The organism is Rhizobium gallicum bv. gallicum R602sp (genome assembly GCF_000816845.1).
Classification (GTDB): Bacteria; Pseudomonadota; Alphaproteobacteria; order Rhizobiales; family Rhizobiaceae; genus Rhizobium; species Rhizobium gallicum.
In genome coordinates this window covers 689486-716355 of sequence record NZ_CP006880.1, presented here as the reverse complement: position 1 = coordinate 716355, position 26870 = coordinate 689486, and the positions used below count along the sequence as shown (strand labels likewise).

General features: G+C 58.8%; 25 protein-coding genes and 2 pseudogenes. 16 read left to right on the top strand and 11 right to left on the bottom strand.

Going from position 1 to position 26870, the window contains the following annotated elements; translation table 11 throughout:
- Positions 1 to 47: 47 nt before the first annotated feature.
- The 4 genes from RGR602_RS26640 to RGR602_RS26625 form a co-directional block, all read right to left on the bottom strand.
- A complete protein-coding gene (locus tag RGR602_RS26640) occupies positions 48 to 779 on the bottom strand; it encodes an amino acid ABC transporter ATP-binding protein (protein WP_040115023.1) in 732 nt (243 codons plus the stop codon).
- The gene (locus tag RGR602_RS26635) at positions 760 to 1419 is read right to left on the bottom strand and encodes an amino acid ABC transporter permease (protein WP_040115022.1); all 660 of its coding nucleotides are present in this window, start codon (positions 1417 to 1419) and stop codon (positions 760 to 762) included. The genes RGR602_RS26640 and RGR602_RS26635 overlap by 20 nt, the downstream gene beginning before the upstream one ends.
- Positions 1416 to 2120, bottom strand: a complete 705-nt coding sequence (locus RGR602_RS26630) for an amino acid ABC transporter permease (RefSeq protein ID WP_040115021.1) — start codon at positions 2118 to 2120, stop codon at positions 1416 to 1418. The genes RGR602_RS26635 and RGR602_RS26630 overlap by 4 nt, the downstream gene beginning before the upstream one ends.
- 66 nt (positions 2121 to 2186) lie before the next feature.
- On the bottom strand, positions 2187 to 2990 hold the full coding sequence (locus tag RGR602_RS26625; protein ID WP_040115020.1) for a transporter substrate-binding domain-containing protein: 804 nt from the start codon (positions 2988 to 2990) through the stop codon (positions 2187 to 2189).
- A 146-nt stretch (positions 2991 to 3136) separates the two neighbouring features.
- Between RGR602_RS26625 and RGR602_RS26620 the strand changes: the two genes are divergently transcribed.
- On the top strand, positions 3137 to 4228 hold the full coding sequence (locus tag RGR602_RS26620; RefSeq protein ID WP_323808295.1) for a LacI family DNA-binding transcriptional regulator: 1092 nt from the start codon (positions 3137 to 3139) through the stop codon (positions 4226 to 4228).
- 97 nt (positions 4229 to 4325) lie between these two features.
- Here RGR602_RS26620 and RGR602_RS26615 read toward each other — a convergent pair whose 3' ends face one another.
- The 4 genes from RGR602_RS26615 to htpG all read right to left on the bottom strand — a co-directional run bounded on the left by RGR602_RS26615 (position 4326) and on the right by htpG (position 10895).
- A complete protein-coding gene (locus RGR602_RS26615; protein ID WP_040115018.1) occupies positions 4326 to 5426 on the bottom strand; it encodes an ABC transporter substrate-binding protein in 1101 nt (366 codons plus the stop codon).
- 38 nt (positions 5427 to 5464) lie between these two features.
- Positions 5465 to 6529: an ABC transporter permease gene (locus tag RGR602_RS26610; RefSeq protein WP_040115017.1), complete on the bottom strand. Its 1065-nt coding sequence runs from the start codon at positions 6527 to 6529 to the stop codon at positions 5465 to 5467.
- Positions 6530 to 6545: 16 nt separating this feature from the next.
- On the bottom strand, positions 6546 to 8042 hold the full coding sequence (locus RGR602_RS26605; RefSeq protein ID WP_040115016.1) for a sugar ABC transporter ATP-binding protein: 1497 nt from the start codon (positions 8040 to 8042) through the stop codon (positions 6546 to 6548).
- Positions 8043 to 9002: 960 nt separating this feature from the next.
- Positions 9003 to 10895: a molecular chaperone HtpG gene (gene htpG / locus RGR602_RS26595; RefSeq protein WP_040115014.1), complete on the bottom strand. Its 1893-nt coding sequence runs from the start codon at positions 10893 to 10895 to the stop codon at positions 9003 to 9005.
- 738 nt (positions 10896 to 11633) lie between these two features.
- Between htpG and RGR602_RS26590 the strand changes: the two genes are divergently transcribed.
- Together RGR602_RS26590 and RGR602_RS26585 are read left to right on the top strand one after the other, a co-directional pair.
- Entirely contained in the window at positions 11634 to 12380 is a 747-nt protein-coding gene (locus tag RGR602_RS26590) for a Crp/Fnr family transcriptional regulator (RefSeq protein WP_040115013.1), read from the top strand.
- Between the two features lie 531 nt (positions 12381 to 12911).
- Positions 12912 to 13169, top strand: a complete 258-nt coding sequence (locus RGR602_RS26585; RefSeq protein WP_052451769.1) for a hypothetical protein — start codon at positions 12912 to 12914, stop codon at positions 13167 to 13169.
- A 115-nt stretch (positions 13170 to 13284) separates the two neighbouring features.
- On the opposite strand, the pseudogene RGR602_RS39925 reads toward RGR602_RS26585, so the two are convergent.
- Positions 13285 to 13416 (bottom strand): annotated as a pseudogene (locus RGR602_RS39925) (biotin carboxylase N-terminal domain-containing protein); the annotation flags it as partial.
- Positions 13410 to 13715, bottom strand: a pseudogene (locus RGR602_RS26580) (putative urea ABC transporter substrate-binding protein); the annotation flags it as partial. The pseudogenes RGR602_RS39925 and RGR602_RS26580, both read right to left, overlap by 7 nt.
- Positions 13716 to 13928: 213 nt before the next feature.
- Between RGR602_RS26580 and RGR602_RS26575 the strand changes: the two are divergent.
- The 12 genes from RGR602_RS26575 (at position 13929) to RGR602_RS26520 (ending at position 24695) form a co-directional block, all read left to right on the top strand.
- A complete protein-coding gene (locus tag RGR602_RS26575) occupies positions 13929 to 14414 on the top strand; it encodes an Hsp20 family protein (RefSeq protein ID WP_040115011.1) in 486 nt (161 codons plus the stop codon).
- 152 nt (positions 14415 to 14566) lie between these two features.
- Entirely contained in the window at positions 14567 to 14788 is a 222-nt protein-coding gene (locus tag RGR602_RS26570; RefSeq protein WP_040115010.1) for a hypothetical protein, read from the top strand.
- 196 nt (positions 14789 to 14984) lie between these two features.
- Positions 14985 to 15251: an acylphosphatase gene (locus RGR602_RS26565; RefSeq protein ID WP_040116495.1), complete on the top strand. Its 267-nt coding sequence runs from the start codon at positions 14985 to 14987 to the stop codon at positions 15249 to 15251.
- 168 nt (positions 15252 to 15419) lie between these two features.
- Positions 15420 to 16073: a Rieske 2Fe-2S domain-containing protein gene (locus RGR602_RS26560; RefSeq protein WP_040115009.1), complete on the top strand. Its 654-nt coding sequence runs from the start codon at positions 15420 to 15422 to the stop codon at positions 16071 to 16073.
- A complete protein-coding gene (locus RGR602_RS26555; protein WP_040115008.1) occupies positions 16070 to 16915 on the top strand; it encodes an aromatic ring-hydroxylating oxygenase subunit alpha in 846 nt (281 codons plus the stop codon). The genes RGR602_RS26560 and RGR602_RS26555 overlap by 4 nt, the downstream gene beginning before the upstream one ends.
- Complete coding sequence (locus RGR602_RS26550) at positions 16912 to 17571, top strand: glutathione S-transferase family protein (RefSeq protein ID WP_040115007.1); 660 nt, start codon at positions 16912 to 16914, stop codon at positions 17569 to 17571. Before RGR602_RS26555 ends, RGR602_RS26550 begins: the two co-directional genes overlap by 4 nt.
- Before the next feature lies 1 nt (position 17572).
- Positions 17573 to 18952, top strand: a complete 1380-nt coding sequence (locus RGR602_RS26545) for an amidohydrolase (protein WP_040115006.1) — start codon at positions 17573 to 17575, stop codon at positions 18950 to 18952.
- Between the two features lie 24 nt (positions 18953 to 18976).
- On the top strand, positions 18977 to 20074 hold the full coding sequence (locus RGR602_RS26540) for a BMP family ABC transporter substrate-binding protein (protein WP_203226243.1): 1098 nt from the start codon (positions 18977 to 18979) through the stop codon (positions 20072 to 20074).
- Positions 20075 to 20077: 3 nt separating this feature from the next.
- The gene (locus RGR602_RS26535) at positions 20078 to 21601 is read left to right on the top strand and encodes an ABC transporter ATP-binding protein (protein ID WP_040115004.1); all 1524 of its coding nucleotides are present in this window, start codon (positions 20078 to 20080) and stop codon (positions 21599 to 21601) included.
- Positions 21598 to 22698: an ABC transporter permease gene (locus RGR602_RS26530; RefSeq protein ID WP_040115003.1), complete on the top strand. Its 1101-nt coding sequence runs from the start codon at positions 21598 to 21600 to the stop codon at positions 22696 to 22698. The genes RGR602_RS26535 and RGR602_RS26530 overlap by 4 nt, the downstream gene beginning before the upstream one ends.
- On the top strand, positions 22695 to 23606 hold the full coding sequence (locus RGR602_RS26525; RefSeq protein WP_040115002.1) for an ABC transporter permease: 912 nt from the start codon (positions 22695 to 22697) through the stop codon (positions 23604 to 23606). The genes RGR602_RS26530 and RGR602_RS26525 overlap by 4 nt, the downstream gene beginning before the upstream one ends.
- A gap of 291 nt (positions 23607 to 23897) precedes the next feature.
- Positions 23898 to 24695, top strand: a complete 798-nt coding sequence (locus RGR602_RS26520) for a creatininase family protein (RefSeq protein ID WP_040115001.1) — start codon at positions 23898 to 23900, stop codon at positions 24693 to 24695.
- A 2-nt stretch (positions 24696 to 24697) separates the two neighbouring features.
- Here RGR602_RS26520 and RGR602_RS26515 read toward each other — a convergent pair whose 3' ends face one another.
- Entirely contained in the window at positions 24698 to 25648 is a 951-nt protein-coding gene (locus RGR602_RS26515) for a LysR family transcriptional regulator (RefSeq protein ID WP_040115000.1), read from the bottom strand.
- 185 nt (positions 25649 to 25833) lie between these two features.
- On the opposite strand from RGR602_RS26515, the gene RGR602_RS26510 reads away from it, so the two are divergent.
- Positions 25834 to 26850 carry an ABC transporter substrate-binding protein gene (locus RGR602_RS26510; protein WP_040114999.1) on the top strand — a complete coding sequence of 339 codons (1017 nt, stop codon included), beginning with the start codon at positions 25834 to 25836 and terminating at the stop codon, positions 26848 to 26850.
- The last annotated feature ends 20 nt before the right edge of the window (positions 26851 to 26870 follow it).

Sequence of the window (26870 nt, the reverse complement as noted above, 5' to 3'; positions counted from 1 at the left end):
AAATAGCGGGCCGGAAGAAGATTGCCTGCCCACCCGCCCTGTCACGATTACTTAACGTCCGATTTCACAAACTGCCGCAACTCGGGCGTCTGTGGATTAGCGAACAGCTCTTTGGATGCCCCCTGCTCCCAGATCGTGCCCTTGTGCATGAAGATCGTCTGCGTAGCCACCCTGCGCGCAAAACCCATCTCATGCGTGACGAGTATCATGGTCATTCCATCGCGGGCCAATTTCTCCATGACCGTCAGCACTTCCTCGGTCAGTTCCGGATCGAGCGCAGAAGTGACCTCGTCGAAGAGCATCACCTTCGGGCGCATTGCAAGTGACCGGGCAATCGCCACACGCTGCTGCTGGCCGCCGGAAAGCTGGTCCGGATAGGCATCGAATTTTTCCGACAGGCCCACGAGCTGGAGGACCTCGCGGGCGATCTCCCGTGTCTGAGCCTTCGCAACGTCTTTGACAATGCGGGGCGCCAGCATGATGTTCTCGCCCACGGTCAAATGTGGAAAGAGGTTGTAGCTTTGGAAGACGATGCCGACATCGGTGCGCAGGCTTCGCAGCGCCTTTGCGTCTCCTCCAAGCGCATGGCCGGCGATTTCGATGCGGCCGGAGTTGATCTTTTCCAAGCCGTTCATGCAGCGTAGCAGCGTGCTCTTTCCAGAACCGGACCGGCCGATCAGTGCAAAGACCTCTCCGCGCCCGACGCTGAGCGATACGCCCTTGAGAACCTCGAGCGCACCGAAGCTCTTGTGAACATTTTCAACGATTACTTCCGGCATGAAGCCTCCTTTCCAGCCAACGCGACAGCTGGGACAATGGGTAGCAGACGACGAAATAAAGAGCGGCCACCGCGATGAAGACGCGGAACGGCTGGAATGTCGTGTTATTGACAAGCTGCCCTGCGCGGGCGAGTTCGACGAAGCCGATGATCGATGTGATCGACGTGTTCTTCACCACCTGCACCGCAAAGCCGACGGTTGGCGGCAGCGAAACGCGGATTGCCTGCGGCAGGATGATGTAGCGATATTGTTGAAGGCGGGTCATGGCAAGCGATTCCGAAGCTTCCCATTGCTGCTGAGGCACCGCCTGGATGCAGCCGCGCCAGATCTCCGCGAGATAACCTGACGCGTAGATCGTCATCGATGCGCCGGCGGCAAAGAGCGGCGGCAGCTCAAGCCCGGCAAGGCTGAGGCCGTAATAGGACAAAAACAGGATCATCAGCACCGGAATGCCCTGGATAACCTGAATATAGGAACCTGCGGCAAAGCGCACCGCCTTGACGGGTGAGGTACGGGCTAGCGCCACGGCAAAGCCGAGCAGACCTCCACCGACAAGGGCGATGACCGTTAGGAGAATGGTCCACTGCAGTGCTTGCAGCAAGAATCCGAACTCATCGAAACCGAATGTTCTCAGCGTCATGCCGGCACCTCCGGCAGAGCCGTCATCGTGCGGCGGGCAACCCGCCTGCCAAAAAGCCACATGCCGATGAATGCCAGGGCTGCGCGCAGCGCCAGCGCCAGCGCCAGATAGATCAGCGTGACGACAATATAGACTTCGAAGGACCGGTAGGTCTGCGATTCGACGAAAGCGGCCGAGGCGGCAAGCTCATGGGTCGAGATTGCCGAGCAGATGCTAGAGGCCAGCATCATCAACACGAACTGGCTGCACAGCGCCGGGTAAACCTTGGCGACCGCGGGCACCAGAATGACGTGGCGATAGATCTGGAAACGCGAGAAGCCAAGCGCCTCGCCCGCTTCGATCTGAGATTTATGCACGGCTTCGATGCCGGCACGGATGATTTCCGTTGAATAGGCGGCAAGATTGATGGTCATGCCGATCAGCGCCGCCGTATCGGCGCCCACGCGAATACCAAGCCCAGGCAGGCCGAAATAGACGATGAAGAGCTGGACGAGAAAGGGCGTGTTGCGAATCACCTCGACGTAAGCATCGACAAGATACCGCACGGCACCGCCCTTTATGGAGCGCAAGGATGCAAGCATGACACCTGCTGCCGAACCGAGAACGATCGAAAGGATCGACAGCTTGATCGTCAGCCAGATACCGCTCAGGATTTCGTCCTGATACTGGGCCAGCACGCCGAATTGAAATGTGTAGGACATAAGCGAGCTCCGTCGAAGTTTCGCGGCCTGCCGGTGCCTCACCGGCAGGTTCTCACGCAAGCTCAATCAGAAGGACGGAAGGGTCGGCATCGGACGGCCCGTCCATTTCGTCGCGATCTTGTCGAGATCGCCGGAGATTTTCATCAGATAGATCGACGTATTCAGCCATTGACGCAGTTCGAAATCGTCGAGCTTTGTCGCCATCGAGTTGCCTTGCTGGAAGAATGTGAAGCCGACCTGGAGGCCAGCGTCCGGACGCTGCTTGATGATCGCTTCTCCCACAGTCGATGGCAGTGCGACCGCATCCGCTTGACCGGCAATCAGCGCCTGCGCACTGGTGGAGTCGTCTTCGAAAACCACGAGCTCCATCCCGGGGACCGCCGCCTTGCGAAGAGCGGTTTCCTGTGACGAACCCCGATTGACCGCGACGCGCTTGCCCTGGAGATCGGCAAGGCTCGCAAACTTCTGGTCGGGACCGGATATGATATCCATGTTAAAGGCGCTGTAGGGCTGGGTAAACATGACGGTCTTGGCCCGCTCACCCGTCGGGGCCAGCGTCGCAACGAGAAAATCGACCTTGCCGGTCTGGAGCGCCGGAATGCGGGCCGGCGGCGTCAGTGGGACGAGCTCGACGGGCAGCGAGAGATATCCGGCAATCAAGTTGGCGACGTCAACGTCGTAGCCGGTCGGATTACCTTTTTCATCCACCATCCCCATCGGCGGCGCACCGGTCAGAACGCCGATCCGGACCGTGCCGCGTGATATGATGTCATTGAGCGAGACCGCCCCGGCTTCGGCCGTCATCGCCAAGGACGTGATGGCGAGTGCGGCTGCCGCTACAACCGCGCGCATAGAGTTACGAACATTCATGACATTCCTCCACCTGATTTGACTGAGCTCTTGCTCGTGCTTGCGATCTCTGGAGCGACAGAACCGCTCCATTACTCGCCTCCTCTGGATCCCCTTGCACGGGCATTGCATCTGAATCATGCAAGGGTTATCGTTAACCTCATTTTATGTTATCGATAACAATCGGGCTGTCAAGCCAGTTTTTACTTTTCAAGACAGGCGTGGGAATGAGGCAAGTGGCAAAGGATAAGACGCGGATCGTCACGCTGCTTGATGTGGCGGCAAAGGCAGGCGTAAGCAGCATGACAGTCTCAAAGGTGTTGCGAGGCGTCGGCAATATTTCCGAGGAGACGCAACAAAGGGTGAGATGTGCCGCAGATGAGCTTGGCTATCTGCCGAACACCCTCGCCGGATCATTGAGTTCGCGCAAGAGCCGGATGGTAGCCGTGATCATCCCCTCGATGAGCGACATCGTCTTTTCTGAAGTGCTGAGTGGGGTAAACGCCATCCTGCGCCCCAATGGACTTCATACCTTTATCGGAGAATCTCATTTCGATCCCGGCATTGAAGCAGATCTCGTGCGCGAGATGCTGTCCTTCCGCCCGGCAGGGCTTTTGCTAAACGGCGGCATGGCACGAAGCGCCGCTTGCGACAAATTGCTGGAAAGACGCACCTGCCCGGCCATTCAATTGTGGGATTGCGACAATGAGGATCTCGATTTCAGCGCAGGCCCTTCGCACACGGAGGCAGGGCAACTCGTTGCTGCGCATTTCCTGGAGCGCCGCCTGAGGCATGTTGCCTATATCGGCGCCGAATTGGAGAAGGATCTCTGCGCCCGCTGGCGCTACCATGCCATGCGGTCTACTTTTGCAAGCGCCAACATCGACGTGATCAGCATGGTTTGCGAGAATCGGCCGAGACAGGCCGAAACAGGACGCGCCCTTACGCAGGAATTGATCCGCGATCATCCCGAGATCCAGGCTATTCACTTTCTGAACGACGCGATGGCGCTTGGTGGCCTCTCCTATCTGTATGAAGCTGGAATTTCAGTTCCAGAGCAGATGTCCGTGGTGGGTTTTAACGGCACGTCCATCCCCAACACGGTCCGAACCAGACTTACGACCGTTGATGTACCTCGCGCCGAGATCGGAAAGACGGCGGCTCAGGCGCTCTTGAATATACTTGCACACGTGCACGTGAACAGATCGTGGCGGGCTGAGATCCAGCTCATTCAGGGCAACACGACGACGAAACGATAATCGACTGCCTGTTCATCCTTCCGTCAACATCGCTTGCGACGCAACGTGCAAAAAAAACGGCACCATTCGCGGTGCCCAGTTTCCGGGAGGGAGGCTGCTACATCTTGCCCCAGAGCTTTTTATACTCGTCGCGGTAACCGCTTTCCGGATCGAACGAGTTCTTGGGGCCGCCATCGAATTCGACATTGTCGGCGGTGACGACATGGAGCGGGGAGAGATAGCCAGACCACTGTTGGCCCGCAAAGGCGCGGTTCAGCTCGTCGACAAGCTGCCAGCCCTGCAGGTTGAGGGGCTCGGCGACCGTAACTTTCTGGAACTGGCCGGCGCGGATGCGCTGATAGGCCGATTCCGAGCCGTCACCGGCAGCGACATTGATTGGCGCGTCAGTACCGCCCTTGCCGGCGGCTGCCAGCGACGGGCCCATGAAGTCGAAATACAGATCGTTGATGGCGAGCGAATGGGTCCACTGGTCGCCGTATTTTTGCAGCAACGATGTCGTCAGCTGCGGCATGCGCTGGGAGGTTTCGGCAATGGGCGTATCGACATATTCAAGAACTTTGCCGCCGAGTTTTTCGATCTCCTCTTTCATCTTGTCGGCCTTGGCGATGGCAATCGCATAGGTCGAGTCGGTGAAGATTACGACACCTGGTTTGCCCTTCGCATCTGCATAGGCCCAGTCTGCCGCCGACTTGGAAACTTCCATCGCGTCGGTGCTGACATTGGCGAAAAGGCCGGTTTTTTCGTCAGGGCCGATGACCGGACCCGCGTGCCAGGCGACGAGCGGAATTCCCGCAGCCTTTGCCTGCTCAAGAGCCGGCGCCTGCTCGACGGCATCGAAGCCGTTGATGATGATCCCGGCCGGCTTCAGCGCCATGGCCTGGCCGAACGCTGCCGTGCGGCCGCCGATCGAGCCCGCTCCGTCGAGAACCTTAACCTGCCAACCGATGGCAGCTGCGGCCTCCTCGACGCCGGTGGTAACGCCCAAGATGCCGCCGTTCTTCAGATCGCCGGCGAGCACGACGATCGTCTTTCCCTCCTGCGCCTTGGGTCCTGTCTTCGGTCCGTCCCATGTGGTGATGCGGGTCGCATATTTTTCGACCACCGCCTTGGCGTCGGACATGGCATCTGCCAGTGCCGGCCCCGCGAGCATCAAGGCCAGTGCGGCGACGGAACTCTGGATGAGCGTTCTGCGTTTCATGGTTCTTCCTCCCTTTGAAGATTGTGAGCCGACGGCAATCAGTTTTTCGGTGGGTTTGCAGATCCCGGACTCGCGGCTGCCGTTTTTCCAACTGCACCCCGTTTCCTCTGCGCATAACCGGCGATGCCAATGGCCACGAGCAGGGTGATGCCGTTGAAGAGTGGTTCGACGAAGAACGAGCCACCGAATTGCTGGATGCCGGAAATGCCGACGGCAAGAATGATGACACCGGTCATCGTACCCCAGACGTTGACGCGTCCAGGCTTGATGGTGGTCGAGCCGAGAAAGGCACCGACGAGCGCCGGCAGCAGGTACTCGAGGCCAACACTGGCCTGGCCAATACGCAGCTTCGAGGCGAGCAGGACGCCTGCAAGTGCAGCAAGGGTGCCCGAGGAGACAAAAGCGGCGATGACAAAGCGGCGGACCGGAATGCCGTTCAGCGCTGCCGCTTTCGGATTGGCACCGATCGCATAGATATAGCGGCCAATCGGCAGATATTCGAGAATGAGCCAGAGCGCAACGGCAAGCAGCAGCACATAAAAGCCGGTGATCGGTAGGCCGAAAACCATGGTGCCGTTCAACGAGTAAAAACCCTCCGGCAAGACGCCAACCACCTGGCGCCCGCCGGTGTGCCAGAGTGCCAGCGCGTAGAGGACCGTGCCAGTGCCGAGCGTCGCAATGAACGAGTCGATGCGAGCGACCTCCACCAGAAGACCGTTGAGGAAGCCGGTGATAGCCCCGAGTGCAAGCACGATGACGACTGCGACCGGCCATGGCACGCCGAACACGGTTTGCAGGCTGATCGCAAGAATGTGCCAGAGCACGATGCCGTAGCCGACCGTAAGATCGATGCGGCCGGCAGCCATCGGGATCATGGCCGCCAGCGACAGGAGAGCGATGATCGCCTTGTCGGAGACAATCGAGCGGAGATTGAGAACCGTCGGAAAGGTCTGCGGCAGGAGAACCGAAAACAGCACGATTAGCAGCAAAGAAAGGATGACCAGGCCGTAAACTGGCAGGAACCGCAGGAGCTTCTGCGTATAGCTGAGGCCCGCCAATTCGGCTCGGGTGGGCTCAAGGGCGGTGGATTCGATCGACTGCATTATCTTCTCCCGGAACTCAAGCGGCCTCTGAAGCCGACGCGGCAGCGATCACCGCCGATGTGGTTAAATCCGCACCTTGCAATTCGCGTACAATCCGTCCGCGTGAAAACACCAAGGCACGATGGCAGATATGTGCGATTTCCTCGAAATCCGTCGACACGACGACGACAGCCAGACCCGCCTCAAGCGCACGGGCGATCAGCCGATAGATGTCGGCCTTGGCGCCGACATCGACGCCTGCGGTCGGATCCTCGGCGATCAGAAGCTTGCGGCCAGTTGCAAGCCAGCGGCCGACAACCACCTTCTGCTGGTTGCCCCCCGATAGCGCCTCGATCGGAAGGCTCTGGTCGTTCGGCCTCAATCCGACACTCTCGCCGATCGTGCGCGCCAGGGACGCTTCTTTAGACGGCGACAGGAAAGAAAGGAGCCTGCGTCCGGACGCTGCCGGATTGAGGAAGGTGTTTTCCCGAAGCGACAGCGACATGGCAACGGATTCTTCGGTGCGGTCGCGCGCAATCAGGCCTATGCCGGACCTCATTGCAGCGACCGGGCTCGACAGGTCCGGTACTACCCCACCGACATCTACTGCGCCGGAAAAAGCTTCGCAGCCAAAAAGGGCCCGACCGATCAGTTCCTGACCGGCGCCGCGCAAGCCAACCAACCCAAGCAGCTCTCCTTTCCGGATATCAAAGGAGACAGGTCCGGCGCTACGGCAGGCAAGATCCCGAATGCTGACGATCGTCTCACCCGGATTGCTTGTCGCTTTGGCGAAGAGTTGGTCCGTCTTGCGGCCGACGATCATTTCAATCAATTCGTCCGGCGTAGTCTGTGCCACCGGCTTCTGGCCAACCAGGCGTCCGTCGCGCAAGACCGCGACCCGGTCGGCGATGCGGAAAATCTCATCGAGCCGATGCGACACGTAGATCATCGCCACCCCTCGCGCTTTCAGCGGACGGATAGCATGGAAGAGACGCTCCACCTCATCGGCCGGAAGGCTGGCGGTCGGCTCGTCGAGAACAAGCACGTCCGCTTCCACGGCGAGCGCGCGCGCAATTGCCACAAGCGACTTTTCGGTCCGGGTGAGATCCTGGACACGCGTCGACGGATCGAAGTCGCAGCCGACGAGATTCAGCGCCTCCCTGGCTCGCTCCTCCGTTCGCTTCCAGTCGATCAGGCGCGAACGCATCGAGAAACCCTGCGCCAGTCCGACATTTTCGCCGACCGTCATCCATTCGATCAGACCAAGGTCCTGGTGGATAAAGGCGAGAGGCTGACGTTCGTTAGGCTTTGGCGGCCGATGGACATAGGGTTCACCACGAAACTGAATATCGCCGCCGTCCGACTTGTAGATGCCGGCCAGGGTCTTGATGAGTGTCGATTTGCCCGCGCCGTTTTCTCCAAGAAGCGCCAGGATCTCCCCCGGATGCAAATCCAGCGATACCTGCGACAAGGCGCGAGTGCCGCCGAACTCCTTGGTGATGGAGCGAAACTCCAGCAGTTTTTCGCTCGACATCGGCGCTCCTCCCAAAGCTCTGTGAACTTGCAAGGCATCGTATGTTATCGATAACAATACTGTCAACAGGGAATTGCGCGTCAGCTGGTCGCACACAAGGCATTGCAATGGCTGCTTTCTTCAAGCTCATAAAGTCGCCACGCATCGACACATGCGCCCGCGCCAGCCGTTCGTGATCGTCGACGAACCAAGGCGATCGGCCGCCCGCCTAGAAGAGCGCGCCGCCGCGCAGCCCTTTGAGATATCGGGACGTCGCTCGGATCCCCAAGCCGAATTGCACTTACAGGACCACCTCCAGAAGCAATTCGTTGAAATCCTCTTGCGTGTTCGGGATTACTGCTCGGGCTGACAGATGAAAACACGATATACGACTGGGCTTGCTCGAAATGCCCCGACGGAATCCATTCAATCGTCCGAAGCGGTGGACGTCGCCGCACAGTAATAACCTCATAAAAAAGGCCCTGCGGGCTGGGGGGCAGACGGGGCAGGGCCAGATGCCAGAATAGGACTGGCGGAACGCACGTCTCGTGGGCGTCGATGGTCTGTGAGAGCGTGCGCGAGATCGAAGAATACCATATTTCTCACGCATCGAAGCCTGTCCCAAAGGCTTAAGCGAAGGAGTAGTAAGGCGGCCACGTCCCAGCGTGAGCAAGCATTTTTTAGATCCACAAGTGATCTGACACGCGCGAACACGTGTGCCGGAAAGGGCATCCGGCGCGGCCAAGGAATGCTCAAGATTTCGGCCGCGATTTGTCGCGCCGTCAGACAACACGATATCATCGATCTGATCAGCCCCACTTTCCCGATAGTTATCGCTTCAACGCAGAGCCGCTGCCCTTCCATTGCCGACGGACATGCGGTCCGCCGGCGAGGTGACATTCGTACCGCGTCCCGCGCATGTCGAGCACGGTTGCACAAGCGTTACTATTGCGGCAGAGTAAGCCTACCGCCAGCTCTCCATCAAAATTGCAACGCTCTTTGGAATACCCGTGTCAGTCTCTCGGCAAAGGCACGGGGATCGACGGGTCTGTCGCCATCAAGGATCCGTGCTTGGTCAAGCAGGAGCAATGCTGCATCCTCCCTTAGCGAGGAGCCGTCGTCTTTGGCAGCAATTCCTTTCACCAGCGGATGGTCGAGATTGATCTCGAGGATAGGCTTTGCAGCCGACTGGAGCCGTCCTGCGCCCTGCAGTATCTTTTCCATCTGGCGGTCGTAGCCTTGCTCAGATGCGACGAGGCAAACCGCACTTTCCGTCAGTCGATCGGAGGCACGAACATCCGAAACCTGCTCTGCGAGCGTCTCGCGGGCAAAGGCGATGAAGCTCTCGAGATCCGCCGACGTTTCACTCTTCGTGGCTGCTTCGTCATTGGGCGTAGCGAACTGCGCCAGGTCGGCTGTCCCTTGCGTGATCGATTTGAAGGTCCTTCCTTCGAATTCGGGTGCATTCATCACCCAGAAGCTGTCGATAGAGTCGGTTAATAGCAGGACCTCGATGCCGCGAGCGCGAAATCCTTCTAGCTGCGGCGATGCCTTCAGCTGGTCCAGGCTGTTGCCGGTCAAATAATAAATTGCGCTCTGATCCTGTTTGGCATCTTTCACATAATCTGCCAGAGAGCGATACCCGTCATTCGAGGCCGTGGTTCTAAAGCGCGACAGGGCAATCAGCTGCGAGCGGCGTTCGAAATCCTCGTAAATGCCTTCTTTAACGACTGAACCGAAATTCTCCCAAAACTTGATGAAGGCGTCCGCGTCGGTCTCGGCGAGTTTTTCGATCGCTGCTACGACCCTGCTGGTGACGCCCTTCCTGATCGCCGCCAGAATCGGGCTCGCCTGGATCATCTCGCGCGAAACGTTGAGGGGAAGGTCTGCCGTATCGATCAGGCCTCTCACAAAGCGAAGATAACGCGGCATGAGTTCGGTGTCGTCGGTGATGAAGACACGCTTTACATAAAGCTTCATCCGGCCCTTGCGGTCAGGATCAAACATGTCGAACGGCTGCGATCCCGGAACAAAGGCTAGTGCAGTATACTCATGCCGTCCTTCGGCCCGGAAATGAACAGTCACGGCAGGCTCGTCGTACTGTCCGGAAATACCGCGGTAGAAATCCGTATATTCTTCGGTCGAAATGTCACTTTTCGAACGAGTCCAAAGAGCGGTACCATCGGTGAGCTGGATCGGTTCGGCGCCCGGCTTTTCAATGATCTTGATCGGCACTGGAACATGGCCGGACTGCTCCTTGACGATCCGCTCGACCGACCACCGGGATGTGTAGGTCTTGGCGTCCTCCATCAACTGCAAAGTGATACGCGTGCCACGCGACGGAGAATCCACCACGTCCACGGGGCTGACGCTATAGCTGCCCCGACCATCGGACGACCACAACCAAGCCTCATCGGCGCCCGCACGCCGGGAAACCACGTCCACGCGTTCGGCAACCATGAAGCAGGAATAGAAGCCGACACCGAACTGTCCGATCAGTTGTGCGCCCTCGCCGGCCTTGTTGGCCTCAATGCGCTCCATGAAGGCACGGGTTCCCGAGCGGGCAATGGTGCCGAGCGCCTCGATCAATTCGTCACGACTCATACCAATACCGTTGTCCTCGACGACCAACTGGCGCTTTTCCTCGTCGAGCGATAGCGTGATCCGGCTGTCCGGATCGTTTGCAAGCAGTGTGGGTGTGGCAATCGCCTCGAACCGAAGCTTCTCGGACGCATCGGCGGCGTTCGAGATCAGTTCGCGCAGAAAGACATCCTTATCCGAATAGACTGAATGCACCATCATATGCAGAAGGCGCGCCACATCGGCTTCGAAGATGTGGTTTTCGGCAGTGTTGTGCGCGGCGGTCGTCGTCATGCGTCATGATCTCCCATGATGGAAAAAACGATCGATCAGGTGGCAAAGACTTCGGTTGAATTCAAGAGGTTTCTTTAACGTCGAAATGAAGCGCAACACCCAATTCGCAGTGTCGATTGTCGGTGACGCGACCAATTCTTCGCTAACGATCTCGGTGTGCTTGGAGGGGCCACCTTTTATGGAGCGCGCTGGTGGGCCCTCAGAGCGCTTTTTCCAATAGAACTTTCTTTTAGCAACGAAAGGGCGCATGATTGATGCTGGTCCGCAGATGAAGATCAGGCGTGACGCCTGGAAAACGACTTGCTCTTGGCTGCAAGGAGCAAATCATGTCACGGAATGTCTCCAACATCCATGATGGCTAAGACGTGACCGACAAGCCAGTTGTGATACGTCCATTCGGGATGAGCCTCGTAGCGAGGCTATCGAGATGGCAGGTGAGCTCTGCGGGGACCGGCTCTTTCAACGGAATGGGCGCCTTTGACGGGCGGATGATCGCTGCGCGGGAGGATGGAACGACCATTCACGTTCTATCGGCCGCAGCGACGATCGAATGCCCCTAATCGCCATTCGATATGGCGCCTCTGGAGCTTTCCGAAGCAACCGCTGCAGAAATGTCAGAACCGTACAGAGCGCCCTCAAGTTCTGGCCCTGGGCTGTGCTTGGAGGCATAAATCAGCGAATTGCTAATCCTCATGACGCTTGGTGTGGGACCGGGCTCTAACATGATTGGAGACGTCCATGCCATCCTTCTCACAGGCGAGCGTTGCAAACAGACTACTTAAGGCATTGGCGCCGGAAACCTTCGAGCGGCTCCGTTCGGAAATGACCCCGGTCGATCTTGGTCTTAGACACGTTGTTGTCGAAACCGACACGCCCATCTCACATGTTTGCTTCATCGAGAGCGGTCTTGCGTCAATGGTGGCCGTCAGCTCCGACGATGAGGTGGTTGAGGTCGGGCACGTGGGACGGGAGGGTCTTGGTGGCCACCATGTGCTGTTAATGACCGACCGCACCCCGAATAGAACATTCATGCAAGTTGCTGGAACTGGAATAACCATTCCGGTCGAACACTTCATGACCGTTATCGACAACCATAAGCCGACGAGGGATTTGTTGCTTCGCTACGTGCATTCGGCGACCTTGCAGCTTTCTCACTCAGCTCTGGCAAACGCGCGCTACAGCATGCAGGAGCGCCTCGCGCGATGGCTGCTGATGTGTCATGACCGTCTCGAGGGCGACAATCTCGCGCTCACCCATGAGTTCCTTGGAATAATGCTCGGTGTTCGGCGTGCTGGTGTGACCAACGAGTTGCACATCCTCGAAGGCATCCACGCCATAAAATCAACGCGGGGTAACGTGCGCATCATCGACAGGGAAAAGCTCAAGAAAATTGCCGGTGGCTGCTACGGCTTGCCCGAGGCGGAGTACGAGCGGCTGATAGGCATTCCAATGAGCCTGGCGCATCGGGCTATTCGCATCGCTTGATCGATCTGCAAACTGAACAACACAAGAACGGCCGGCATCGTCGCAGATTTTAGTATTCCGGTCGGAAATGTCTCGTCTCCGAGGACAGCGCCGCTCATCAGTGCGCGCGCGTCTTGAGCGCCTCATGCCTGACATCTTCCAGCCAGGGAGATCAGTGCCTTCAAGTTCGGTGATGACATTGATCCTGCCGATCACATTGAAACAAAACGTCGGCACCGCCGGCTATTGAATGTCGATCATTTTGGCTCAAGGGCGCGTGAAGCTCTCAATCAGTCAGACCGGCTGGCTTTCTATTAAACGCTGCTGACCAAGAACCGTGGTTCTTGAAGCCAGGGGAGCGGATCAGATGCTGATACGTTCTGGCCCCGTCACATCGGCCCAGCTTGTCCGGCAGCGTGGCCGGTGCGCTTGATGGATCAGGTATGTCCGAAAACGCACAGTGCCTTTTAGCCGTTCGCCCTTTCTGCCATAGTTTTTCTGGCCCTGACGAGGTTGTTTTGGGACGCCTTTATTGCTTCATCGGAGGGCATCATGGTTCTCTTTGAACTTCTCTCCTTCACGGACGAAGAGGTCGATCTCATCACCTCCGGCCTGCGTCAGTGGTCGCAAAAAAATCGCGTTGACATCCACAGCGAACGCGGCCAGGACGCGGTCAAGCGTGCCATCGAGCTTGTTAGCTGTGGCATCAAGACGTCGGATACTTTGGCCGAGAGGCTCAACCGCGATTGCGCGCCACCGCGCGGTGATCATCCTTCATCACTTGCTGGCGACGAAAGCCGAAGCGGCTGACGACTATTCCAGTTCTGACATCCTTGCCGCTGCTTGCGCCGGCCGGCAAAAATTCGGCGAGAGGAAGTGCTTTCCCTGGATTGTGCTGCGTCTGTAAGGACTATTGCTGGCGCTCGGCCGCCCGCTCGGCAAAGTTGAAATTCTCCGAAAGGACGCCGTAGCCGGGATGGACGGCCTCGGCACCTGTTGTTATGCAGGCCGCGATGACGACCTCGACATCGAGATAGCTTTCGGCCGCGAATTCCAGGTGAGGTCGGGCGTCTTATAGGCGGCGACAATGTCGGCCTCGGATGTATTGACGACCTTCACGTCGCGATCTGTCAGCTTGATGCTTTCGAGCGCGCGAGCAAGCAGGTAATGCGAGACGGAATACGCGACCAGATTGACATTCTGGCCCCTGGTATCGGTAAGGCTCGTCATTTTCTTGAGGATTACGCCGTCATTGCCATTCGAAAAGTCGCCGACGAGCACGGCGGTCGTATCGACGCCGCCGGCGGCCGGAATGGAAAGGCCATCCATCTCGGCAAGCGTCACGGCGTCTAAGGCACGAAAAAATGCAATGTGGAAGACGGCATTTCAAGAACGGCGGCGACAATTTTTAGCACTCTGGGTCCTGGAGTGCCAATTTTTTCCTGAACGCTCTTGAACCTGAAAACTCAGCAACCAAATCAGTTCCGTCAGCCGCCCGTACGGGGCTGACTGTTGGAGACGCGAGTTTCCAGCGTCTCCATTCCATGTTGCTTTACGGAGGATATGGCTATGAGAAACGAATTCGACTTCGCCCCCCTTTACCGGTCCAGCATCGGCTTTGACCGCGTCTTCAATCTCCTCAACAATGCGCAGCGATTTCAAGCTGTCGATACCTGGCCGCCTTACGATATCGTCAAGGCCGGTGAGGACGAGTACCGCATAACCATGGCAGTTGCAGGCTTTGCCGAGGAGGATCTGTCGGTCACACATGAGCGAAACGTGCTCGTCATTGCCGGCGCGAAGCCCGACAAGGAGGATATGCAATATCTGCATCACGGCATCGCCGGCCGATCATTCGAACGACGCTTCGAACTGGCCGACCACGTCAAGGTGCTTGGTGCGAGCCTGAAGAACGGTCTTCTGTCGGTCGAGCTGAAACGCGAGATCCCCGAAGAGATGAAGCCGCGGCGCATTGCTATCGGAATGAATGAGGCCAAGCAGACCAAGGAGGAGACTGGGCCCCTACAGATCGAAGGCGAAAAGCAGGTGGCCTGATCGACCATGACGACGACCCGCGCCGGTCTTCTACCCGGCGCGGGCAATTGCCGCGGTTGGACGCGCTGCGTGTCATATTGGCTGACGGGAGCGACACAATGTGCTGCCACAGCCGCAGTCGTGAAGTGCCGAACGTGAGGGAGGTGATTGAAATGACCCTATCATCAGGAGAGGTAAGGGCCATCATCGGCCCGGTTGACGAGGTCTTGCTTGCAGACATTTTGGCGACAGGAGCTTCGGCAAATGAACTGGCAGAAGCCTGGGCCTGGGTCAATGCTGAAGAAGCTCTGGCCGATGAAGGCCGTCCGTTGCCGACGGGAAGAATTGCGCGGCTTGTTGATTTGCTGGATCCCGGCCAGGAAAACGAACTATGAAGCGCCGCTTGCCGTTTCTTTTCGCGACTGATCGGCAGGTAAAGAGCAGTGCCTACTGATAGAGCGTCCGGCCTTGTGTGACGCCGGCGGCAGAACGCGACAGCGAGCGCGGCTGAGGCGCGCTTTGACGACCACCCTTTCATTCGTCCACTTGGGCGCTATGCTTGATGCCAAGATACCAAGCTTAGGGCCTTTTATGACGGACCAACATCAAAGCGACTTTCGGGAGCGAATGACGATCCTCGGCGAACTTGACGCCGCCTCCTTCCTTCCTTGGATCCGACGCCATGCGGCTAAGCTCGGGCTTGCGCAGGCGATCGCCCATACCAGTTCCGATCGAGTCGAGCTCGACATCACCGGGCCCGTGGAGCTGATCGACATGATGGAGATCGGTTGTTTGCTCGGGCCCATCGATGTCTGGGTCGAGACGATACACCGCACACCAATTGGCAGAATCTCCTGACGTAGCGATCGATCCTTTTCTGGCCGCATGTGCATCGTATGCCTTATATTTAATCAAGATTGCCAATGCGGAAAAATTATGCAAACGTGACCGCACTGATTGGCGGACGCCGACCGTTAGCCGCGGATTCACCAACCAGGCCATTGATTTTATATAGAAAGCCGAGTGATGCTGCCTGACACGACGGGCTCTTGGACGCCAGTCGCCCTTTCCGCGGATTTGCCAGCGGGAACCGTTGTTCCGGCGCGGACGCCAGCCGGACCGATTGCTCTTTGGCGAAGTCAGTCGGGGCACGTGACAGCATCGGCAGACCGGTGTCCGCACCGCGGCATGCGCTTGTCTCACGGCTTCGTGCGTGGTGAGGCACTTTCGTGCATTTATCATGGCTGGAGCTACAGCCGGATCGGAACCTGCCTGCGCATCCCGGCCCATCCAGGCCTCACGCCGCCCGAAACGATCCGCTTGGAGACGCAACAGGTCGAGGAGTCTGATGGTGTCATCTGGGTTGCCGCAGAGCAACTTATGGCTGGGCCTCCGCGGCTTGAAGGCCTTGTTCCATTGCGCTCCTTGGTGGCAGATGCCAGTACTGAGGCGGTCGAGGCTGCTGCGAACGCAAAGGCAGGCCCGGAAGGCCTTGTCTGGCATGCGCAGAATAGCCAGACGATCCGGCTGTTGCTCGTTCCGCAAGACAACGGCCAGACATTGATTCATGTCCTGCTGGACGATGATAGCTGCCTGGCCGCGCGCATTGCCGCCTCACGGGCATGCGAAACTTTGCGGCGGATGGCCGAGGAGCTTCAGACGAAAGGCAAAGCGTCATGAAGCAAAACGCGATGATCGACGATTGGTATCCCGTCGGTCTCTTCAGTCAGCTCGACATCGACGGGCGCAAGACCGCCCTGATGGGAGAGCCTATCGAATTGGCGCTTGACACCCACGGAAACATCAACGTGAAATCCAGCGACGGGCGCTTTCTCCCCGTTTGCCTGCGCTACGGCCACATCTGGTCCTCTCTCGGCAAACCTCGAAAGGATCTTTTTCCGATTCCCGAGGCCGATCAGCCCGGCCGCCGGTTTGTCGATGTGGGTGTCGCTCGCGTGCGCTGCTCGCCGCTGCGCGCAGTGGAGAACTTTCTCGACATAGCGCACTTTCCCTTTGTGCACACCGACATCCTGGGCGCGGAGCCACACACCGAGGTTCAGGACTACAAGGTCGAAATCCGCGAAGAAGTAGATGAGGTCTGGGCCACGCAGGTTAAATTCTACCAGCCGCAGGCTGCCAAGTCGGCAAGCGGCGGCATCACGACCGAATACATGTACCGGGTGCCGGCGCCGACCTGCTCCGTCCTTTACAAGACCTGTCCGCCCCGCCCTGGTGAATGGGATGTCATCGCTCTCTTCGTCCAACCCCTCGCCGAAGACCTGTGCGACGTCTGGCCGTGGATGGCGCTCTTCGACGATGTCACGCCGACGACCGACCTGATTCACTTTCAGCAGACGATCTTCCTGCAGGACCGGTCCATTCTCGAAAACCAGATCCCCAGGCTCCTGCCCCTCGATCCCGGAATGGAAATCCCCACAAGAGCCGACCTGACTTCGATCGCTTACAGACGCTGGCTGAAACGCCGCCACTACACCTACGGGGCACAATTGGTGGCGCAATGAAGCTCTATGATTACGTTCTCTCACCCAGTTGCTACAAAGTTCGGCTGATGGCGGCACTGGTCGGCGTGAAGATGGAAATCCGGCCAGTAGATTTTCATCCCGGCGCCGAGCATCGCAGCCTCGAGTTCATGGCACTTAACCCGGCGGGCTCGATCCCGATCTTGGAAGATGGGGATCTGATCCTGACCGAATCCGCCGCCATGCTTACCTACCTCGCCGCCAAGACTGCGCCAAAGTGGCTGGGCGGCGGCACGCCGGAAGAAACAGCGCGCGTCCAGCAGTGGCTTTCGTTCTCACACCGGCTGACCGCCAACCTCGGAGGCGCGCGCCTTCATGAAATGCTTCTGCGGCCGGGAGACATCGCCTCGCTTCAAGCACAAGGGATTGCTGCTCTTCGCGAACTGGAAGCGAAGCTGGTCGAACAGGGCTTGCGGGGATTTCAGTTCCTCGCGTCGAACCACCCGACAATTGCTGATATCGCTTGCTTTCCCTACGTGGCGCTCGCGCCGGATGGCGGCATCCCGCTCGACCCCTACCCCGCCATCAGGCTTTGGACGCGTGCAATCCGCAGCCTCGATAATTTTGTCGAGATGCCTGGCATACATAGGCTGCACGAATTAAAGCCCGAACCCTACGCCGAACCGGGCGAGGTGTGACGTGGCCGGTTATCTCCTAACGAACTGTGCTGCCGTCATCGCCAACGATGGCGAGGGGCTGCGTGTCTGCCGGAACGTCGACCTGCTGACAAACGGTCCTTCGATCGAAGCGATCGGCGAAAACCTCTACAAGGGAGAGCTGCCGGCCGGGACCGTCACTCAAGACGCGACCGGCTGGTTCGTCTATCCGGGGCTCGTCAATACCCACCACCACTTCTTCCAGTGCTTCGTGCGCAACCGTGCGGATCTCGATTGGACGAAGCTGGCGGTCATCGAATGGCTTGATCTCATCTATCCAATCTTCTCGCGCCTGACCGAGGACTGCTTTTACCATGCCTCCGTCACCGCCATGGCGGAGATGATCAAGCACGGCTGCACGACGGCATTCGACCACCAGTACTGCTTCCCGCGCCGCGCTGGAAAGAAACTGATCGACCGTCAGTTCGAGGCAGCCGACCTGCTAGGTATGCGCTTTCATGCGGGCCGCGGCGGCAACACGCTGCCAAAATCCGAAGGCTCGACCATCCCGGACCCCATGCTGGAGACGACGGACGAATTCATCGCCGATTGCGCGCGCCTGATCGACACTTACCACGATAAAAGCCCCTTCAGCATGCGGCAGGTCGTGGTCGCGCCCTGTCAGCCGGTCAACTGCTATAAAGAGACCTTCGTCGAGGCGGCGGCGCTGGCGCGCGACCGCAGCGTGCAACTCCATACCCATGTCGGCGAAGGCGAAAGCCCCGTCATCGAGGCTCGGCACGGCATGAGGACGGTGGATTACTGCGCAGAAATTGGATTTGCCGGTCCCGATACCTTTTATGCCCATTGCTGGGAACTCACCCATGACGAACTGCGCATGATGGCGGCAACCGGCACCGGTGTCTCCCACTGCCCCGAGCCCGTTTATCTGGTCGGCGCCGAGATCACCGATATTCCGGCCATGTCGGCCTTCGGTCTGCGCGTCGGTCTCGGCTGCGATGGAGCTGCCTCGAACGACAATTCAAACCTGATGCACTGCTTGCACTCCGCCTATATGCTGCAGTGCCTAACCGCCTCTACACGCGCGCATCCCGTCCCGCCTCCGGTCGATTTTCTCGGCTATGCGACGACCGGCGGAGCGGCCCTCCTCGGCCGCCCGGATATCGGCCGGCTTGCTCCCGGGATGGCCGCCGACCTCTTTGCAATCGACACACGGCGCATGGACTACATCGGCACGCGGCACGACCCGCTGAGCCTGATTGCCAAAGTAGGCATCGGAATGCCGACTGACATGACCATGATCAACGGACGCATCGTCTGGGCTAAGGGCGAGTTCATCGGACTCGACGAAATGCGGCTGTTCGCCGAAGCCGAGGCCGCACTCGCGGCAGTGGAATTCTAAAAACGAAACAGGGGAACTGACATGCTGAAAAACCTCACCCGCAGAACATTGATGAAGGTTGTTGCCGCCTCCGGCCTCGCAAGCGCGCTTGGCGGCCGGTCCTCCATGGCAGCCGACGAGCCGCTCGGTATTTCTCTCGTGATCCCCTCGCCGGTCGGTGACGTCGGCTGGGGACACGCCCTTGCCGCCGGCCTCGAACCCGTCAAGGCTGCGTACGGCGACAAGGTAAAGGTCACGGTCATCGAGAACATTCCAGAAGGTCCGGATGCCGACCGCATCATGAACAAGACGGTCGCCGATGGAAACAAATTCCTGATCGCCGGCTCCTTCGGCTATCAGAACGGCGCCCTGCAGATCGCCCGCCGGAATCCGGCGGTCACCGTGCTGCATGCCTCCGGCTTCCAGGTAGCACCGAACTTCTCGCCCTTCGCAGCCAAGTATTTTCAGGGAACCTACCTGCTCGGCATGGCTGCCGCTGCGCTCTCCAAGACCGGTAAGTTAGGCTCAGTGTCCGCCTTTGCCATCCCGGAACTGATCACGTCCATCAATGCCTTCACGCTCGGTGCCCAATCGGTGAAACCGGATATCGAGGTGTCGGTCGTGTGGGTGAACTCGTGGTTCGATCCGGCCAAGGAGCAGGAAGCTGCGAAGGCGCTGATGGCGCAGAAGTGCGATGTGATCTTTTCCAATGCGCAGGACACGCCGTCGGTCATCTCGGCCTGCGAGGAAGCCGGCATTTACGTGTTCAACCTCAACTCTTCGATGAAAAAGTACGCGCCTAAGACCTATCTCGGCTGTGTCGCGACTGACTGGTCGCCGTTCTTCAAAGCCTCGGTGGACGCTCATATCGCCGGCACGTTCAGGGGCGGCAATGCCTTCCTCGGCGTCACTGAAAAGGTCGTCGGGGTTGTCGACTGGAATCCGAATATCCCGGCCGACGCCATGGGCAAGATCAAGGAGATCGAGGCGAAGATCGCCAGCGGCAGCTTCACTCCCTTCACAGGGCCGCTCACCAAGGCCGATGGCAGCGAAGCGGCACCGTCTGGTGCAACGCTCACCGATGGCGAGGTCGTCGCCATGGATTGGCACGTCAAGGGTGTCACTACGCCACTGCCGAAGTGAGCCATGACCGTTCCGCTCCTGTCGCTGCGCGGCGTTTCCAAGAGCTACGGCCAGAACCGGGCCAATCAAGCCATCGACCTGGACGTGGCCCCGCAATCGATCCATGCAATCCTCGGAGAAAACGGCGCGGGTAAGTCGACGCTGATGAAGCTGATCTATGGCGTCGAGCAACCGGACAGCGGGACCGTTATCTGGGAAGAAGAACCTTTGAGCCTCGCATCGCCTGCGGAGGCGAGGCGCAAGGGCATCGGCATGGTCTTTCAGCACTTCTCGCTGTTTGAGACCCTGACGGTGGTGGAGAACACGCAACTGGTCGTTCCGGGCCGGAAAACCGGACTCACTGAGCGCATCCGGAAGCTCGGGCGCGACTTCGGGCTCGAAGTCGATCCCCTCGCCCATGTGCACACGCTTTCCGTCGGCGAGCGGCAGCGTGTGGAGATCATCCGCTGCCTGCTGACAAACCCGAAGCTGCTGATCCTCGACGAGCCGACCTCCGTCCTGCCGCCGCAATCGGTGGAGAGACTCTTCGACACGTTGCGTCGCCTGCGCGACCGCGGCGTCTCCATTCTCTTCATCTCGCATAAACTGGAGGAAATCCGCGCGATCTGCGATAGGGCGACCATTCTGCGCGGTGGGCGCGTTACCGGGCATGTCGATCCGCGAAAACACGATGCTCATGACCTGGCCCGCATGATGATCGGCCGCGACATGCCGGAGCCCATGCCGGCGTTGCCCATTTCTGGCGGGGAAAAGCGGCTTGAAATCATCGGCCTCGACTATCGGCCGGATGACCCCTTTGCCGTGCCGCTCTCCACTTTAAGCCTCACGGTTCGTTCGGGCGAAATTCTTGGCATAGCCGGAATTTCCGGAAACGGGCAAAGCGAGCTTGCCTCGCTCATTTCCGGCGAAGCGGTCCTGCCAGGAGAACAGCACGAGCGGATCTACATGATGGGAAAGGACGTGGGCACGCTCAATGCGGCTGCTCGCCGGCAGCTTGGATTTGCCTTCGTTCCCGAAGACCGGCTTGGGCGTGGCGCCGTACCCGAAATGTCCCTCACCCACAACAGCCTGCTGACCGCTCATCCGCTCAACCTTCTCAGGTATGGTCTCGTTGACGAAGCCAAGGCGATGGCATTCACCGATGAGTGCATCCGCCAGTACGATGTCCGCACGCCCGGCCCAGAGGTGGAAGCCGGCTCGCTCTCTGGCGGCAATCTGCAGAAGTTCATCGTCGGCCGAGAGATCATGCTGTCTCCCAAACTGCTGTTCATCGCACAGCCGACATGGGGCGTCGATATCGGCGCTGCATCGGCCATCCGCAGGCGGCTTGTCGGGCTGCGTAACGAAGGTATGGCGATCCTCATCATTTCAGAGGAGCTCGAAGAGCTTTTCGAACTCTGCGATTTCATTCAGGTGTTGCACCACGGCGCTCTGAGCCCGGCTCTCGTCACACGGGACACGCGGCCGGAGGACATCGGCCGTTATATGATCGGTGCCTATTCTTCGCAGGAGACGGCTCTGGCATGAGGGCTTTATTTACAGCTATCCTTCCCACCCTTGTCCGTCGGGAGCGCGCATCGCTGACCGCCACCTTGCTTGCGCCTCCCGTTGCTCTGGGGTTGGCTACCATTCTCAATCTCGGACTTTACATGTCGATGGGCCGCGATCCGGTCGCCATCGTCTATGCGATGCTTCTCGAACCCTTCCTCTCTTGGGCGTCGTTTTCGGAAGTCATGCTGAAGATGGGCCCCCTTCTGCTCATCGCGCAGGGCCTGGCGATCGGTTTCCGCGCCAAGGTCTTTAACATCGGTGCCGAGGGCCAGTTCATTCTGGGTGCGATCTTCGCCTCGGCCATCCCCGTATGGTTCCCGCAGGCGACGGGTCAATGGATTTGGCCACTGATGCTATTCCTTGGCGCACTCGGTGGTGCTTCATGGGCGTCGCTCACCGCCTTCTGGCGCGTCAGGCTAAACGCGAACGAGATACTCGTTTCCCTGATGCTGAGCCTCGTTGCTGCGCAGTTGCTTAACTACCTGCTGCTTGGTCCCTGGAAGGATCCGAACGGGTTTAACTTTCCTCAGTCTGTGATGTTTCAGTATGACGCGATGGTGCCGGTCTTGATCTCCGGCACCCGCATCAACGTTTCCCTGCTCCTGACGATCGTCTTATCGATGGCGGCATGGATCTTCATGGAGAAGAGCTTCACCGGCTATAAGCTCCAGGTCGGCGGCCTCGCGCCGCGTGCCGCCGGCTACGCAGGTTTCAACGAAGGGCGGGCGATCTGGCTTTGCCTTCTCATTGGCGGATGCGCTGCGGGGCTTGCTGGCGCAGCCGAGGTTGCCGGTCCCCTCGGCCAGTTGCAGCGCTCGATTTCGACGGGTTATGGCTATGCGGCTATTATCGTCGCCTATCTCGGCGGTCTGCATCCAATCGGGATCGTGGTCTCTGCACTATTTATGGCGGCGCTCTACATCGGAGGGGACAATGCCATGGTGTCGGCAAACTTGCCGATTGCCGCGGTCCGTGTATTTCAGGGTAGTCTCCTCGTCGCCTATCTCATCGCCGTCGCCTTCGTGCGGTACCGTCTCGAATGGCGCCTTTCCGTCTACCGGAGCCGGCCATGAACGCCATCGAATTCATCCTTGCCGGGATGCTCGCGGCTGCGACACCGTTCCTCCTTGCAGCTCTCGGCGAGCTGGTGGTTGAGCGAGCCGGGGTTCTCAACCTCGGCGCCGAGGGTTTGATGGCATTCGGTGCGGTGCTCGCCTTCATCATCGTCTATCATGGTGGGGGCCATCTTTTCGGTTTCGTCGCCGCCGGTCTCGGCAGCGCCGCACTTTCAATGGTTTTTGCCGTCATCGCGGTCGGACTTCGGGCAAACCAAGTAGCGACGGGCCTGGCGATCGGCATTCTCGGCCAAGGCCTCTCGGCGCTCTTCGGCAAGACTTATGAAAGCCTCACGGTCAAGGGGCTTCCAAAGTTTGCCTTTCCATGGCTTTCCGATATCCCAGTCATTGGCCACCTTTTCATCCAAGACGCCGTCGTCTGGCTTTCCCTTGCCGCAACATTCGCCATCTGGGCGATGTTTGCCTATACGAAGGCCGGTCTTGTCGTCCGGGCGATTGGCGAGAACCCCAAAGCCGCCCACGCTGTGGGGTATTCAGTCATCGCCGTGCGCTTCGCCGCCATCGCATTCGGCGGAACGATGGCAGGGTTTGCCGGCGCCTACGCATCGGTCGTCTACACACCGCTTTGGGCCGATGGGATGATCGCCGGTCGTGGCTGGATCGCAATCGCACTGGTCGTCTTCGGGACGTGGCTCACCGGTCGGATCTTTTTGGGGGCGTGCCTCTTCGGAGCCGTGTCCCTGACGGGTCTCGCAGCCCAGGCGGCCGGACTGGACGTCCCTTCACAACTGCTTGCGAGCCTGCCCTATCTCGTCACGATTATCGTGCTGGGCATCATTTCGGCGGACCGCCGCCTGCTTAAGCTGAATGGCGTCGCCTCGCTCGGCGAGCCTTTCGAACGCTAGCATAACGCGAAGCGGCTTTGAGAATACAGGTGCGAAGAGAGTTCGACCCATGATCTGCGTTGCCGCGCAACCGGCATTGGCCGAAGGCGTGCGTTTCGGACCGCATTTTCTCCTCGGATTGTGGTGAAGAACCTGCGTCCGAAAAACTATTCCGAGCGCCACCTGGACAAGCCTTAGACTGTACTCGTGGAACCTCTCGCAAAAAGGCATCGGCATTGGCGCAAATTGATGCTTTTCGCATGCACGCTGGTTCCCTACTCAATAGTGGAAGGCCAAGGAAGGGATGCGGCAATGGCGATGCCATTTTACTGGAACGAACTCAATACCTCTGACTTCGCGGCGCTTTCTTGCGACACGACCATAGCGATCCTGCCGATCGCGTCGACAGAACAGCATGGGCCGCATCTGCCAATCGCCACCGATGTCGCAATCGCAAACGGAATGCTTGCGGTGTTGCGCAAGGAGCGGCCCGAAGACCTCGACATACTGGTCCTGCCGACACAGGAGATCGGCAAGGCGAACGAACATATCTATGGCCCGGGCACGCTCTCGCTTGGTGCCGAACTTTTGATCCCGATCTGGACTGCGATTGGCGCAAAGGTCGCGGAAGCTGGTATCCGCAAAATGGTGATCGTCAACTCGCATGGCGGCAATGTCGACATCATGAGCATCGTCGCGCGCGAATTGCGCGTCCGTCACCAGATGGCCGTGCTGTCGACACAGTGGGGCCGGTTCGGACATCCGGAAGGCATGATCAGCGAACACGAAGCAAAATACGGTATTCACGGCGGCGAAGTGGAGACCTCCCTGATGCTGCATTTCCGGCCGGACCTGGTGCGCATGGACAAGGCGCAGAATTTTGCCTCGAAAGCCGAATGGATGCGGGAACGGTCGAACTATATTCAGCCTTTACCTCCGCATTCGTTGGCGTGGATTGCACATGATCTCAATCCCAACGGCGTCGTCGGCAACGCCTTAGGCGGCACGGCGAAAAAGGGCGCAGCCATCTGCCGCCATCAAGTGAAGGGCTTCATCGAGATGCTCTATGATTTGAAGCTCTATCCTCTTTCGAATCTCTACACGAAGTAAGGTCAACCGGCAGCCGGCTTGTCGGGCGCGATGTGCCCCTTGACCTGAAGTTCCTGCACAAGGCCGGCAAGCTCCGCCAGCAGGTATTCCACGAACAGGCTCGTTGCGGCGTCCAGCGGCGCACGCACACGGGCAAACAATTTCATCGGCTGCTGGCGCGCATGCGGCTCGGCGACCGGACGGAAAACCAGTTCCCCCTTTCGGCACTCGGTGATCACGTCAAGCGGATTGAGCATCGATAATCCTGCCCCGCATTTCACCAGCTTCTTCAGCATCTCCGAAGCATTGGTCTCGAGCACCGGCTCGACATGAACATCGAGCCGCGCAAGTGCAAGATTGATCACTTCGCGCAGGCTGGTGCCCTGTTGGGCCAGCACCAGTCGCTCCTGCACCACGTCCGTCAGGTTGATCGGGCCGGGACCGATAAGCCGATGGCCGGGTGGCAGGACGACGCCGATAGGGATATCGAAAGTTCCCAGAGTGCGTATTCCAGGTGTCGCCGGAATATTGAAGCCGAGGCCGATATCCACCTCACCCGACAGCACGGGATTGACTGTCATCGTGCCGGCATCATTCCTGATCTGGAAGAAAACACGCGGATGTTCCAGCTGAAAGCGGCTGATGATTTCCGCCAGCGGCCCAGCGGCAAGCCCGACCGTCGTTACCAGACGCACCTTGCCCGCCTGCTGCATCCTGAGACTGCGGATGCGGCCCTCCAAACGATCGTAATTCTTCAGAACCTCGCGAATGTGTTCTATGCACAGTTCGCCGGCCGCAGTCAGCCTGAGGCCGCGCGGCAGGCGCTCGAAGAGCGGAGCGCCCATTTCCGCTTCCAGCGCCAGGATCTGCCGGTTGATGGCAGAGGAAGCGACGTTCAACCGTGCCGCTGCCTTGCGGATAGAGCCCGACCGCGCAATTTCGTTGATGTAGAGAAGCTTCCTGGAATGCAGCATCGCGCGCCCTCGGTGCATCAAATTAAAGCACGCAGCCCAATTTAGGAGCGCGCACCGTTTGAGATGCCAAAAAGGCATCGTTGCGCACGAATTTTGATGCTTTTCAAAGAGCAACGCAATCGCTCAAATAAAGAAAATGGGGTGCCGGTAAGGGCAATCCCTGGCACCATAGGGGAACGCCGAACATGTCCAATGTACTGAAAAATATTGCACTCACCGCATTCCTTGGTCTCGGCGGCTCGATCGCCACGGCCGCGCCGGGCCACGCGCTCGACCAGGTAAGCTATGGCACCAATTGGTTGGCGCAGGCCGAGCATGGCGGCTTCTATCAGGCGGTCGCCGACGGCACCTACGAGAAGTATGGTCTTGACGTCAGCATCGTTCAGGGCGGCCCGAATGCAGCAAACAGCGCGCTGCTGATATCCGGCAAGATCGACTTCTACATGGGCGGTTCACAGGGCGAAATCACCGCCGTCGAGCAAGGAATTCCTTTGGTGGATGTCGCAGCCATCTTCCAGAAAGACCCGCAGGTGCTGATTTCGCATCCTAATGCCGGCATCGAGACGTTCGAGGATCTGGCCAAGCTGAAGACGCTGTTCCTCGGCAAGGACGGTTACCTGACCTATTTCGAGTGGATGAAATCCAATTACAAAGGCTTCAAGGACGAACAGTACAAACCCTACAACTTCAATCCTGGACCGTTCATCGCCGACAAGGAGTCTGCCCAGCAAGGCTACCTGACGTCCGAACCCTACGAAATCCAGAAGCAGACGGGCTGGGAGCCGAAGGTGTTCCTGCTCGCCGACAACGGCTATACCCCATACTCCACGATGATCACAACGACACAGATGATGATCGACACGAAGCCGGACGTCGTCCAGCGCTTTGTCGATGCCTCGATCGAGGGCTGGTACAATTACCTCTACAGTGACAACAGCAAGGCGAATGAACTGATCAAGAAGGACAATCCGGAAATGACGGATGGTCAGATCGCCTATTCCATCGCAAAGATGAAGGAATTCGGCATCGTTGAATCCGGCGACGCCATGGACAAGGGCATCGGCTGCATCACAGACGCGCACTACAAGAAGTTCTTCGACGAAATGGTGGCCATCAACATCTTCAAGGCAGACACGGACTATACCAAGGCCTTTACGACCAAGTTCGTCTGCAAGGGCACCGGCATGTCGCTGAAGAAGTAAGCCACAGGGCTGTGTGAAGA